The 13,355-nt window shown below is 67.2% G+C and carries 13 protein-coding genes; 2 read left to right on the forward strand and 11 right to left on the reverse strand.

Annotation, left to right across the window (positions count from 1 at the left end; genetic code table 11):
* Positions 1-22: 22 nt before the first annotated feature.
* The 7 genes from PSR88_RS18975 to PSR88_RS19005 form a co-directional block, all read right to left on the reverse strand.
* Entirely contained in the window at positions 23-1,804 is a 1,782-nt protein-coding gene (locus tag PSR88_RS18975) for an acetyl/propionyl/methylcrotonyl-CoA carboxylase subunit alpha (protein ID WP_342338342.1), read from the reverse strand.
* Positions 1,805-1,830: 26 nt separating this feature from the next.
* Complete coding sequence (locus PSR88_RS18980; RefSeq protein ID WP_237726922.1) at positions 1,831-2,103, reverse strand: acyl-CoA carboxylase epsilon subunit; 273 nt, start codon at positions 2,101-2,103, stop codon at positions 1,831-1,833.
* 23 nt (positions 2,104-2,126) lie between these two features.
* Positions 2,127-3,749: an acyl-CoA carboxylase subunit beta gene (locus PSR88_RS18985; RefSeq protein ID WP_342338343.1), complete on the reverse strand. Its 1,623-nt coding sequence runs from the start codon at positions 3,747-3,749 to the stop codon at positions 2,127-2,129.
* A gap of 168 nt (positions 3,750-3,917) precedes the next feature.
* Entirely contained in the window at positions 3,918-4,307 is a 390-nt protein-coding gene (locus PSR88_RS18990; RefSeq protein ID WP_009476812.1) for a DUF5313 family protein, read from the reverse strand.
* Positions 4,308-4,378: 71 nt separating this feature from the next.
* Positions 4,379-5,140, reverse strand: coding sequence for a MerR family transcriptional regulator (locus tag PSR88_RS18995; RefSeq protein WP_016884682.1), 762 nt, complete (start codon positions 5,138-5,140; stop codon positions 4,379-4,381).
* A 39-nt stretch (positions 5,141-5,179) separates the two neighbouring features.
* Complete coding sequence (locus PSR88_RS19000) at positions 5,180-7,030, reverse strand: AMP-dependent synthetase/ligase (protein ID WP_016884681.1); 1,851 nt, start codon at positions 7,028-7,030, stop codon at positions 5,180-5,182.
* A 50-nt stretch (positions 7,031-7,080) separates the two neighbouring features.
* Entirely contained in the window at positions 7,081-8,391 is a 1,311-nt protein-coding gene (locus PSR88_RS19005; protein ID WP_016884680.1) for an MFS transporter, read from the reverse strand.
* Between the two features lie 71 nt (positions 8,392-8,462).
* Between PSR88_RS19005 and PSR88_RS19010 the strand changes: the two genes are divergently transcribed.
* Positions 8,463-9,455 carry a GlxA family transcriptional regulator gene (locus tag PSR88_RS19010; RefSeq protein WP_016884679.1) on the forward strand — a complete coding sequence of 331 codons (993 nt, stop codon included), beginning with the start codon at positions 8,463-8,465 and terminating at the stop codon, positions 9,453-9,455.
* On the opposite strand, the gene PSR88_RS19015 is transcribed toward PSR88_RS19010, so the two are convergent.
* Positions 9,433-10,833, reverse strand: coding sequence for a hypothetical protein (locus PSR88_RS19015; RefSeq protein WP_009476817.1), 1,401 nt, complete (start codon positions 10,831-10,833; stop codon positions 9,433-9,435). The genes PSR88_RS19010 and PSR88_RS19015 overlap by 23 nt on opposite strands.
* 6 nt (positions 10,834-10,839) lie before the next feature.
* A complete protein-coding gene (locus PSR88_RS19020) occupies positions 10,840-11,238 on the reverse strand; it encodes a hypothetical protein (protein ID WP_009476818.1) in 399 nt (132 codons plus the stop codon).
* 165 nt (positions 11,239-11,403) lie between these two features.
* Between PSR88_RS19020 and PSR88_RS19025 the strand changes: the two genes are divergently transcribed.
* Positions 11,404-11,811: a hypothetical protein gene (locus tag PSR88_RS19025; RefSeq protein WP_011596316.1), complete on the forward strand. Its 408-nt coding sequence runs from the start codon at positions 11,404-11,406 to the stop codon at positions 11,809-11,811.
* Positions 11,812-11,837: 26 nt separating this feature from the next.
* Here PSR88_RS19025 and PSR88_RS19030 read toward each other — a convergent pair whose 3' ends face one another.
* Both PSR88_RS19030 and PSR88_RS19035 read right to left on the reverse strand, forming a co-directional pair.
* Complete coding sequence (locus tag PSR88_RS19030; protein WP_016884676.1) at positions 11,838-12,446, reverse strand: potassium channel family protein; 609 nt, start codon at positions 12,444-12,446, stop codon at positions 11,838-11,840.
* A 103-nt stretch (positions 12,447-12,549) separates the two neighbouring features.
* The gene (locus tag PSR88_RS19035) at positions 12,550-13,332 is read right to left on the reverse strand and encodes an MBL fold metallo-hydrolase (protein WP_051004195.1); all 783 of its coding nucleotides are present in this window, start codon (positions 13,330-13,332) and stop codon (positions 12,550-12,552) included.
* Positions 13,333-13,355: the final 23 nt, after the last annotated feature.

The raw sequence follows: 13,355 nt of genomic DNA on the forward strand, positions 1-13,355 counted from the left end.
GCGGTTGACAAGTACTCACAAGCTATTTCAGTTCGGCGAGGACGGTGCCCTGGGTGATGGCGGCGCCGGGTTCGACGGCGAGGCCGGTGACGGTGCCGGCCTTGTGGGCGTTGACGGGGTTTTCCATCTTCATGGCCTCGAGGACGGCGATGAGGTCGCCCTCGGCGACTTGTTGGCCTTCTTCGACGGCGACCTTGACGACGGTGCCCTGCATCGGGGCGGTGACGGCGTCACCGGAGGCGGCGCCGCCGTGGGCGCCGCCGCGGGTGCGGGCCTTGGGCTTCTTGCGGACCGCCCCGGGTGCGGCACCGCCGCCGGTGCCGAGGGTGAACTGGCCGGGCAGGGACACCTCGACGCGGCGGCCGCCGACCTCGACGACGACGTTCTGCCGGGGCAGGGTTTCGTCCTCGTCGATCGGCTGGGTGCCGGTGAACGGTTCGATCTGGTTGTCCCATTCGGTTTCGATCCACTTGGTGTAGACGTCGAATGAGGTGCCGTCGCCGATGAAGGCGGGGTCGGAGACGACGGCCCGGTGGAACGGGATGACGGTGGCCAGTCCTTCGACCTGGAATTCGGCGAGGGCGCGGCGGGCGCGGGCCAGGGCCTCGTCGCGGGTGGCGCCGGTGACGATGAGTTTGGCGAGCATGGAGTCGAACTGGCCGCCGATCACCGAGCCGGTTTCGACGCCGGAGTCCATCCGGACGCCGGGGCCGGTGGGGGGCACGAACTTGGTGACCGGGCCGGGGGCGGGCAGGAAGCCGCGGCCGGCGTCCTCGCCGTTGATGCGGAATTCGAAGGCGTGGCCGCGGGGGGTGGGGTCCTCGGTGAGGTCGAGGCGTTCGCCGTTGGCGATCTTGAACTGTTGCAGGACCAGGTCGATGCCGGCGGTTTCCTCGGTGACGGGGTGTTCGACCTGCAGGCGGGTGTTGACCTCGAGGAAGGAGACGGTGTCGCCCTGGACGAGGTATTCGACGGTGCCGGCGCCGTAGTAGCCGGCCTCTTTGCAGATGGCCTTGGCGGAGGTGTGGATGCGGTGGCGTTGGTCGTCGGTGAGGAACGGGGCGGGGGCCTCCTCGACGAGTTTCTGGAAGCGGCGTTGCAGGGAGCAGTCGCGGGTGCCGGCGACGATGACGTTGCCGTGCTGGTCGGCGATGACCTGGGCTTCGACGTGGCGGGCCTTGTCCAGATACTGTTCGACGAAGCATTCGCCGCGGCCGAACGCGGCGACGGCCTCGCGGGTGGCGGAGTCGAACAGTTCGGGGATTTCCTCGATGGTGTGGGCGACCTTCATGCCGCGGCCGCCGCCGCCGAACGCGGCCTTGATGGCGACGGGGACCCCGTATTCCTGGGCGAAGGCGACGACCTCGTCGGCGTTCTTGACGGGGTCCTTGGTGCCGGCGGCCATCGGGGCCTTGGCTTTTTCGGCGATGTGCCGGGCGGTGACCTTGTCGCCGAGGTCGCGGATCGATTGCGGGGAGGGGCCGATCCAGATCAGGCCGGCGTCGATCACGGCCTGCGCGAAGTCGGCGTTCTCGGAGAGGAAACCGTAGCCGGGGTGGATGGCGTCGGCGCCGGACTTGGCGGCGGCGTCCAAGATTTTGTCGAACACCAGGTAGGACTCGGCGGAGGTCTGCCCGCCGAGGGCGAATGCTTCGTCGGCCAGGCGCACGAACGGGGCGTCGGCGTCGGGTTCGGCGTAGACGGCGACGCTGGCCAGGCCGGCATCGGCGGCGGCCCGGATCACCCGCACTGCAATCTCACCGCGGTTCGCGACGAGCACCTTGGAAATACGTGCACTACTCATCGAAATGTCTTCCCTTTTCTACAGTTTCAGTAGCCTGCGTTGACCAGGACGGCAGCGGCGGCTACTTGCCGACGCAGAATGAGGGCGGGAGTGCCCCACGAATCGTTATCGGACGCGGGCGCTTCCGCCGCGGAACCGGACGAGGCGATCGCAGCGAACACTGCGAGCACCGCGGCGATGTCGGTGTCGCTCGGGTTGCCCGTGAACGTCACGGCCGGCGCCGCCGGCGGCTCTTCAGCGATGTCGGCGTCCAGCGCGATCTCGTCGAGCACCTCGTCAACCGCCAATTCTGCGGTCAAGGTGCCAAACGATTCGCCGCCGCTCATAGGGGGATGTTCCCATGCTTCTTGGGCGGGAGGGTGACCATCTTGCGTTCGAGGAGGCGCAGGGCGGCCACGATCTGTCCGCGGGTGTGGGACGGGGGGATGACGGCGTCGACGTAGCCGCGTTCGGCGGCGACGTACGGGTTGACGAGGGTGTCCTCGTATTCCTGTTGCAGTTGCAGGCGCAGGGCGTCGACGTCGTCGCCGTTCTTGGCGGCCTCGAGGAGGCGTTTGCGGTAGACGAAGCCGACGGCGCCGGAGGCGCCCATGACGGCGATCTGGGCGGTGGGCCAGGCGAGGTTGACGTCGGCGCCCATGTGCTTGGAGCCCATCACGTCGTAGGCGCCGCCGTAGGCCTTGCGGGTGATGACGGTGATCTTCCCGACGGTGGCCTCGCCGTAGGCGTAGAGCAGTTTCGCGCCGCGGCGGATGATGCCGTTGTATTCCTGGTCGGTGCCGGGCAGGAAGCCGGGGACGTCGACGAGGGTGATGATGGGGACGTTGAACGCGTCGCAGGTGCGCACGAAGCGGGCGGCTTTTTCGGAGGCGTCGATGTCGAGGCAGCCGGCGAAGACGGTGGGCTGGTTGGCGACGATCCCGACGCTACGGCCGTCGACGCGGCCGAAGCCGACGACGATGTTGCCGGCGCGTTCGGCCTGGACCTCGAGGAATTCGTCGTCGTCGAGGATGCGGCGGATGACCTCGTGCATGTCGTAGGGCTGGTTCGCCGAGTCCGGGATGAGGGTGTCGAGTTCGAGGTCCTCGGCGGTCAGCGAGTCGTCGATGGAGCCGGTGATCGGGTCGGTGGGCAGCATCCGGGGGGCCGCGGCCTGATTGTTGGACGGCAGGTAGGACAGCAGGTCCTTGACGTAGTCGAGGGCGTCTTGTTCGCCGGAGGCGACGTAGTGGGCGACGCCGGACTTGACCATGTGGGTGTGCGCGCCGCCCAGATCTTCCATGGTGACGTCTTCGCCGGTGACGGTTTTGATGACGTCGGGGCCGGTGACGAACATCTGGGAGGTCTGGTCGACCATGACGACGAAGTCGGTCAGGGCGGGGGAGTAGACGTGGCCGCCGGCGGCGGGGCCCATGATCAGGGAGATCTGCGGGATGACCCCGGAGGCCTGGACGTTGCGGTGGAAGATTTCGCCGTAGAGGCCGAGGGAGACGACGCCTTCCTGGATGCGGGCGCCGGCGCCTTCGTTGATGCCGATCAGGGGGCGCCCGGTCTTGAGGGCGAGGTCCATGACCTTGACGATTTTTTCGCCGTAGATTTCGCCGAGGGAGCCGCCGAAGACGGTGGCGTCCTGGGAGAACACGCACACGTCGCGGCCGTCGACGGTGCCGTAGCCGGTGACGACGCCATCGCCGACGGGGCGGTTGTCGGCGAGGCCGAAGTTCACCGAGCGGTGCCGGGCGAGGGCGTCGAGTTCGACGAAGCTGCCCTCGTCGAGCAGGGCGGTGATGCGTTCGCGGGCGGTGAGCTTGCCCTTGGCGTGGACCTTTTCGACCGCGGCTTCACCGCTCGGGTGCTGCGCCTCGGCCTGACGATTACGCAGGTCGGCGAGCTTTCCCGCCGTCGTGTGAATATCGGGCGTGACCGCCGAATCTGTGACTGTCATCTATGACTGCTCTTCCCGTCGAGGCTGTCGGAACCTGCGCTGCACCCTGTGGGGTACGCGGTTCGTGGGATTACCCACTCGGACGCCGCCACTTTAACGCATTACTTATCGATCGTTCACGTGCGCTGCGTCACTGTCGAGGCGAGAGTGTGATGCATCATGCTGCCGCTACTGGTCCTCGGTGCGGCCGTGGCGGCGCTCGTAGTCCTCGCGCGTGCGGTCGGCGCGGCGCTGCGCCTTCTCGCCCACGAGGTCCGGATCGAGGCCGTGGCTGAGCAGACGGTGGCGACGGTAGATGTTCATCAGCGCGACCGCAAAGTAGAGCAGGGGGAGCAGCAGGAGGGCCATCATCGCCAGCGGGATCCAGATGGGACCGGGGATGAGGAGGAACAACGCCAGCACCGCGGCGACGGGAAGCATGAAGCGGAGGACGTACCGCACCGAGGCTCCCGGCCCGACGAGGTCGTTGCGGACCCAGTCCTGCATCGAATCCGGCAGCGTGCGACCGAACAGATACCCGACGTACTGACGGGGGCTGGGACGCTGCGCATCGGACATGGGTCCCAGGATAGTGCTGAAAAACGGAGCGAACTCGACGACGGTGCGTCATCGAGTCCGCGCTGTTCCCGTTACCGCTGCTCGGCATTCGCGACGATGACGTCCCGGACGTACTGCGCGAGACCGGGGGCGACGTCGTCGTAGTGCCGGCGAAAGCGGTCGTCGGCGAGATACATCTCGGCGAGGTTCACCTGCATTGCGTAATCGCAGTCGTAGAACCGTTCGATGCCGGCGCGGTGTTCCTCGGCGAGTGCGTTGGCCCGATCGGAACCGGGTTCGACGCCGTCGGCCATCGCCTGCGCGAGCGACGCCTCGAATGCGTCTCCCTCGGCCTTGATTCGCTTCCAGTCCTCTTTGCTCATCTTCGCGGACCGCTGCTGGGACTGCTTCCACGCGTCGGTGTCGCCCCAGCGCTCTTCGGCCTCGGCGGCGTACTCCTCGCCCGGCCAGTTGTCGCCGAAGATTTCGTTCTGCTCTTCGGGGGTGAGCTGAATGCCCATGCTTCTCGCCTCCATCATCTTCTCCACGGCTGCAGCCATCTCGTGTAAGCGATCGATCCGTTCGCTCAGCAACGCGTGCTGTCGCCGTAGATGCGCGAGGGCATCGACGTCCGGGTCGTCGAGGAGGGCTGCGATCTCCTCGAGGGGGAAACCCAGTTCGCGGTACGTCAGCACGCGGTGCAGACGTTCCACGTCGGCGTCCGAATAGCTGCGGTATCGACCGGGTGTGCGGTCGGACGGTGTCACCAGACCGATCTCGTCGTAGTGGTGCAGGGTGCGCACACTCACTCCGACCAGCCTGGCGACCACGCCGACCGTGTGTTTCTCGCTCACGTCCTCTACCGTGCAGCCTGACGTCGCGTGAGGGTCAACTCAGTTGTAGAGATCGTGGAGTTCGTCGGAGAAATTGGTCATCACGACCTTGCGCTTGAGCTTCATGCTCGGTGTGATCTCGCCGTTCTCGACGGTGAGTTCCCGGTCGAGGATGCGGAACTTCTTGATCTGCTCCCACCGGTTCAAGCCAGCGTTGAGTTCCTCGACGTATCCGCCGATCAGGTTGCGGGTTTCCTGGGCGTTCGCGATCTCGGCGAGAGACTTGCCACCCAGGTCGTGATTCTTTGCCCACTCGCCGATCGATTCGGCGTCGAGGGAGATCAGGGCGACGCAGTACGACTTCCCTTCGCCGTCGACGATGAGTTCACCGACGTACGGGCAGATGCCCTTGAACGTGGCTGCCACGGCGGACGGTGCAACGTATTTGCCGTTGGACGTCTTGAACATGTCCTTCTTGCGGTCGGTAATCCGCAGGTAGCCGTTGTCGTCCAGTTCGCCGATGTCGCCGGTGTGGAACCAGCCGTCGTCGGTGAGCGCTTCGGCTGTGGCTTCGGGGTTCTCGTGGTATCCGCTCATCACGCCGGGACCCTTGATGAGGATTTCGCCGTCCTCGCCGATCCGGGTCTCGGTGCCCGGGATGGGCCAGCCGACGGTGCCGAACCGGTACGCCGAGGGGCGGTTGACGAACGACGCGGCACTGGTCTCGGACAGTCCGTACCCTTCGAGGACGACGATGCCGACGGCGTCGAACCATTGCGCGACATCACGATTGAGCGCCGCGGAACCGGAGATGAAGAACTTCAGGCGGCCGCCGAACCGTTCGCGAATCGTGCTGTACACCAGCCGATCCGCGACGGCGTGTTGAACCGAGTCGAGCAGCGACGGACTCTTGCCCGCCTGCTTGGCCTTCGACACCCGCAGCCCGACGCCGACGGCCCAGTCGAAGATCTTCTCCTTCAGCCCGCCCTCCTCGCGCACGGTGGAGACGATCCGCGCGTACGCCTTCTCGAAGATGCGGGGGGCCGCGCCCATGAACGTGGGTTTGACGACCGCGAGATTCTCCACGATCTTGTCGACGCGACCGTCGACCGCCGTCGCGAAACCGATCTGCAGCGGCAGGGTGAGCAGGACCTTCCCGAACACATGGGACAGGGGGAGCCAGAGGTATTGCAGGTCGTCGGCGTCGAGGATGCCGGTGGCGTCGATCGCGGCCGCCTCGTACGTCCACGCCGAGTGCGACAGCCGCACACCTTTGGGTCTGCCGGTGGTGCCGGACGTGTAGATGAGGGTGGCGAGGTCGTCGGGGGCGATCGCCTCGATCCGGTCGTGCACGGCGTCGGGTGTCTCGGCGAGCAATTCTTCGCCGAGGTCGTTTAGCTGGTCGAACGTGATCACCCAGTCGTCGTCTCCGGGGTCGCCGTCGATCAGAACGACCTTCTCGACGTCGCCGAGTTCGCCGCGGTTCTCGCGCAGCTTGGCCAGCTGCGCGTCGTCCTCGGCGAAGACGACGCGGCTGCCGGAGTTGGCGACGATGTAGGCGACGTCGCCGGCCGTGGTGGTGGGATAGACCGTGGTGGTGGCGGCGCCCGCGCACATGACGGCGAGGTCTGCCAGCACCCACTCGTAGCGGGTGGCGGATGCGAGTGCCACCCGCTGCTCGGCCTGCACACCGAGGACGATGAGACCGGCCGCGAGGTTGCGTACACGGTCGCCCGCCTCGGACCAGGTGACGCTGGACCACTGCTTCGGGTCCGCCGCGTCGACGTATCGGAACGCTTCGCGGTTGGGTGAGTGGGCCACCCGATCCACGAACAATGCGGCTACCGACGGAGCCCGATTCTCGATCTTGGAGCGGTCAATGACCTCGTCCGACGCACGCTGAGCTGCCATGTATCGATCTTAGGAACCGGGGCCGCCCGGGGGAGTGGTTTCGGCGCAGGTCAACTCATCTCGGACGCCATCTTGCGGGGTTTCGCGACGATGGCCAGAGACATGACGGCGGCAATCGCGCACAGTCCGCCCGCGACGTAGAACGCGGAGTCGTAGCCGCCGAACTGGTCGCGCACCAGTCCCGCGAGGAACGCCACGATGCCGGCGCCGATCTGGTGCGACGCCAGCACCCAGCCGAACACGATGGGTGCGTCCCCACCGAAGTGCTTGCGGCACAGTGCAACCGTCGGGGGTACTGTCGCCACCCAGTCGAGTCCGTAGAAGATGACGAACGCGATCATCGGCGGGTGCACGGTGTTCGCGAACAGGATCGGCAGCAGCATCAGCGAGATCCCGCGCAGCAGGTAGTAGATGCCGAGGAGCTTGCGTGAATCGAATCGGTCGGTGAACCACCCCGACGCGATGGTGCCGATCACGTCGAAGATCCCGATCACCGCGAGCAGGCTCGCCGCCGCCGTCACCGGCATGCCGTGGTCGTGCGCGGCCGGGACGAAGTGGGTTCCGACGAGTCCGTTGGTGCTCGCCCCACAGATGGCGAACGTGCCGGCCAGCAGCCAGAACACCCGGGTCCGCGCCGCCGACACCAGCACGGTCACGGCCCGGCCCGCGGCACCGCCGCGACCGGTCGGGGCGGGTGGTTCCGCGACGTAGTCGGGTCCGGCGCCGTACGGCACCGTCCCGACGTCGGACGGCCGGTTGCGCAGGAACACGAGCACCAGCGGTACGACGGCGAGGGCCGCGAACGACACCGTCAGCGCCACGACCTGCCAGTTGTAGTGCTCGGCGACCATCGCGAGGACCGGCAGGAACACCAGCTGTCCGGCGGCGCTGCCCGCGGTGAGGATGCCGGTGACGAGGCCGCGGCGGGCGACGAACCAGCGGTCGACGACGGTGGCCACGAAGGCGAGCGCCATCGAGCCGGTGCCCAGCCCGACGAGTACGCCCCACAGCAGTACGAGTTGCCAGGTGGCGGTCATGAAGACGGTCAGTCCGCTGCCGGCGGACACCAGGACCAGCGCCGCGGTGACCACCCGCCGCATGCCGAAGCGTTCCATGAGCGCCGCCGCGAACGGCGAGGTCAGCCCGTACAGCACCAGGTTGATCGACACCGCGGAGGAGATGCTCGCCCGCGACCAGCCGAAGTCCTCGTGGAGTGGGTCAATCAGGATGGAGGGCGCCGCCCGGAAGCTGGCGGCCCCCACGAGGGCGAGGAACGCGACGGCGGCGACCAGCCAGGCGTAGTGGAGGCGCGGCGGGGCGGTTCGGGCAGGAGGTGCCGGGGGCGCGATTTCGGACGTCACGACGGTAAGTCTGCGGGACGTCGTCTCGCCGGAACAGTTGCCGGAATGACAACATGTGAAAGAATCTGGCCATGGTCGAACGTCATCGTGTGGTTGTGCTCGCCCTGGACGGTGTGATCCCGTTCGAACTCGGCATTCCGTCGCGAGTTTTCGGACGGGCGCAGGACGCCGACGGGAATCCGCTGTACGAGGTGCAGACCTGCACGGCCGACGGACGGCCCGTGCGTTCGGACGCCGATTTCTCGGTGTCCGTCGATCACGGGCCCGAATTGCTGGCCGAGGCCGACACGGTGGTGATCCCGGCGTCCTACGAACTCGGCCCGGCCTACGACGACGGGCATCTGCCCCCGAACCTCGAGGCGGCTCTCGCCTTCGTCCGGCCCGGCACGCGCTACGTCTCCATCTGCACCGGCTCCTACATCCTCGCCGCGGCCGGGCTGCTCGACGGATTGCGCGCGACCACGCACTGGCGGAACGCCGAACACTTCCAACGCACCTATCCGCGGGTCCGGGTCGATCCCGACGTGCTGTTCGTGGACGAGGGGCACATCCTCACCTCGGCAGGTGTCGCGGCCGGACTCGACCTCTGCCTCCACATCGTGCGCCGCGACCACGGCGCCGACGTCGCCAATCAGGTGGCGCGCCGCTGCGTCGTCCCACCGTGGCGCGACGGCGGGCAGGCGCAGTACATCGAGCGGCCGATTCCGGAGACCACGGCGGAGTCCACCGCGACCACCCGGGACTGGGCGCTGGATCGGCTGGGTGAGTCGCTGACGCTGAGCCGGCTGGCTGCGCACGCGAACATGAGCGTCCGCACGTTCACGCGGCGGTTCGGTGAAGAGGTCGGCACCACCCCGAACCGCTGGCTGATCACCCACCGGGTCGACCGCGCGCGACAACTCCTCGAGACCACCGACCTGTCCGTCGACGTCATCGCCCGCGAGGTCGGTTTCGGGACTGCGGTGTCCCTGCGTCAGCACATGGGCGCCGTGCTCGGCGTCCCCCCGTCGGCGTATCGCAGAACGTTTCGGGGCCGGGCGCTCACGACGAAGGCATCGGCGTAGATCCCGAGTCCTGTTCGGTGGCTGTGCGGGCCGGGCGGATGAGCAGTTCGAGGGCCGCGAGCGCGAGTAGCGCGATGAAGACGATCCACAGCACGACCAGTCCGGTGGGGTAGCGCCAGAACACCAGAAGCAGAGCCGCTATACCGATGATGGTGCAGCGCAGTGGAACTCGAAGCTGGTTGGCCCACCGTTCCACTTCGTTCGGCGGTCGGCCCGCGCCGGATTTGCGGACGAAGTCCAGTGCCTGACCATAGCCGCGACGCACGGCGGTCGCGGACGACGAGCCGCCGGTGAGGAAGGCTCCGATCGCGATCACCAGACCGAGGACCGCGACCGCGCGCAGGCTCGTCCGCAACGGCACCAGGACGGTGTCGATGACCGCCGTCGCCGCGTCGGGCGACAGGATGTCCGGTGGGACACTGTCGAGGTAGATCGCGCGTCCGATGAGTATCCCGATTGCGAGGACGAGCATTCCCAGTGCGATCGCCAGGCCGGCGAGGGAGAGGGCGCGCAGCCGACGGCCTCTGGGGGCGACGGCGACCGCGGCGGCGGCGCACGCGATGCCCAGCCACGGCAGGATCGCCGAGGCCTTGTCGAGGGCGTTGACGGCTCGCTGCGCCTTCACCAGTTCGGGTGATTGGAACAGCACGAATTGTTTGTCCACGGAGGGGATCTTGTCGGCGAACGCGAAACCACGCTCGGTCAGCGCGGCCTTGACCCTGTCGATGACGGTGCCGAGGGAGATGCTGACGGTGCCGCTCTGGTCGACCTCCACCGAGCTGAGGCCGTAGTTGCCCGTCATCACCGCCACGAGTGCGTTGTGCGCCGAACGGTTCGCCTGGATCCACAGGTCCTCGAACTGCTGGGACTGCACGAGTGAGCTGACGGTGTCGTGGACGAAATTCTTTGCCTGGCTGGTGATGACCGGTGCGAGGCCGACGACGGCCGCGTCCAGCCGGGGCGCGTTCGCAGCGAGATTCGAGACGTCGGTCAGTGCCGTCAGTGCTTCCTTGGTGAGCCCTTCGACATCGACTCGGGCGAAGATCTCGTCGGTGATCTGGTTCGTGATGTCTGCCTGGAGGGCCGGATTCGAACCCAGGGGGGCCACCGTGCTCACGTAGCGGTCGGTGTCGAGGATCTGACTTCTCGTGAAGCGCGCGGTGACCGACGCGAGCGCGAGAACGGCGACCAGCACCAGAAGGATCGCCACCGCCGTCCAGCGCAATCCGTTCCGGGGTGGGCGGGAGACCGGTTCTGCCGGAACACCCGCGGCGGCGCCCGCGGCCTGTCCGCGCAGCGTCGCCACCTCGTCGCGCAACCGGAGGAGTTCGGCGCGTTCGTCCTTGTCGAGTGAGCCGGTGCTCGTGCCGTCTTCCATTGCGGATCAGATCACTTCGGGGTTCCAGGTGGCGACCGCCCAGATCACGACGGCGTTCAGTGCGATGATCGTGATCGCCCACAGGGGGTAGTAGGGCAGCCACAGGAAGTTGACGAAGATCGACAGGGCGCACAGCACCATCGCGCCGACACGCGCCCAGGTAGCCCCGGTGAACAGTGCCGCGCCGACGGCCGCGACGATCACGCCGAGCACGAGATGGATCCAACCCCAGGTAGTGACGTCGAATTGGTAGGTGTACTCGATGCCGACGACGATCACGTCGTCCTTGGCTACCGCGGAGATCCCCTGCAGGAATTCGAGCACGCCGACGGTGACGAGAAGAACCGCCCCGCCCATCGACGTTCCCTTTGCCACACCTTGCTTGACCAGCGATTCATCGGACATGACCATTCCTCTTTCGTCAACGTACGAAATGAACTGGCGAAAGTAAGTATCCTCCGCCGGATCACCCCTTGTCAGGAAGATGACCGGACGGGCGCGTATTGACCTTGCTCGACGCGGCGACGGAAAATATTTGCAGGCCAAGGTTTGTCCGGGAAGGGGATCGCCATGTCCGACGAGTCGTTGGTCAAGCAGGGGGTCGCGGCCGCGACGTCCATGGTGGCGGCGATAGTTTTGCTCACTATCGGAATTCTCCATGTGCTGTCGGGAATCTCGGCACTCATGCAGGACGACCTCGTCGTGGCGGGCCCCGAGTACATCTACCAGTTCGACACGACCGCGTGGGGTTGGATTCACCTGGTGCTCGGTGTGATCGTTGCGGCCGTCGGTGTCATGTTGTTCACCGGGGCGACGTGGGCCCGTGTCGGCGCCATGGTGATCTGTGCTCTCTCGCTCCTCGCCAATTTTCTGTGGCTGCCCCACTACCCGTGGTGGTCGGTGGTCATGATCGTGCTGGACGTGTTCGTGATCTGGGCTGTCGCGACATGGAAGCCGGGCTATGAGGAGCGGCTCTAGGTCGCGAACCCGTCGAGTACCGGTTGTCAGGGCGCCGCCGAGTCACGGGCGATCCCGGGCTTTCGCCGCCAGCGAACCGACGCGGTCAGCACCCGGATGCCCAACGAGATCAGGATCAGGTTGCCGATGAGTTGTGCCGACACCACCGCCCTCGCGGTCTCCGTGGAGGCCACGATGTCACCGAATCCGACTGTGGTGAATACCGTCAGGGTGAAATAGAGGGCGTCGAGGCGGGTCAATACTTCGCTGAAGTTGTCCGGCCCCGATTGCGAGAGCAGAAAGTACGTCGTCGCGTAGGCGACGAGGTAGACCCCCACGGTGACGGCCAACGCCTCGACCGCCTGCGCGACCGGGTACTCGGCACGCAGCACCCTGCGGATCTGCCAGACATACACCGCGCAGACCACAGCGAGACCCCCGACCACCAGGGACACGGTGCGCAGGTTGTCGACCGTGGTGAAGGGCAGCAGGAAGTATGCGCTCACCAGCACTGCCGTGGCGCACACCGGGCGCAGGATCGCCGGAACCAGCACACGCGCCCGCGCATGTCGGGAGAGACTTCGCACGCCGTCCTCGTCCATCGACACCGCCCGGATCACCACCTTCTCGGCGATGGTGCGACTTGAAATTGCCACCTCCAGTTTCCGCCGATCGAGGAGCCGACCAGAGCGCTTTGGCCGTCTTTGCGCCTCGGAGCACACCCACGCGTCGATCGACACGGTTTCGGAGCAACCGGATTCACACCCCGAGTTCGCTACCCGGGTGCAACTCCACCGCAACGACACCCGCCCGCTCGGCGTGGTGGACGAACTCCCCGCCCGGGCCGAAGAACAACCGGGGTCGCACGGCGTCGAGGCCGATCGGCCACAGTGTGCCGTAGTGGATCGGCACCGCCAGGCCCGCCTCCACCAGGCGTGCGACGACCGCGGCGCGAGTCGGGTCGAGGTGACCCTTGCCGAGGGTCGGACCCCAGCCGCCGACGGGTAGCAGCGCGAGGTCGACAGGGCCGACGTGGTCGGCGAGGTCGGGGTACAGGTCGGTGTCGCCGGCAAAGTAGGTCCGCCGGTCACCCTCGACGACGTACCCGACCGCGGGCGCGATCTGCGGGCCGCGCGGCCAGCGCCTGCCGTCGTGTAGGGCGGGCACGGCGCGCACGGTGAGGTTGCCGATCCTTGTCTCGTCGCCCGGCCTCAGCAGCACCAGGCGGTCGGCGAACTGTCGCAGCGCGGGGAGGCCGTCGACCGCCCGCCACGGGGCCACGATCGGGACGTCGGGATCGAGCAGCCGCAGCGACGGCAGGTGCGCATGGTCCGCGTGCAGGTGCGAGAGCAGGACGGCGTCCGGGTTGCGCACGTGCGGCCCGATCGGTGCGGGCCCTCGGCGGCGGCGTAGGTGCGCGACGTGGTCGGTCAGCACCGGATCGGTGAGGACGACCGTCCCGCGGTCCACGATCAGCGCGCTGGAATGTCCGAGCCAGCGCACACCGGGTGCGGCGGCAACTGGACCCGGCGTTGCGCTCACACCCTTACGATTCCAGATGACGA

The sequence above is a fragment of the Rhodococcus sp. DK176 genome (genome assembly GCF_038447315.2).
GTDB lineage: Bacteria > Actinomycetota > Actinomycetes > Mycobacteriales > Mycobacteriaceae > Rhodococcus_F > Rhodococcus_F jostii_A.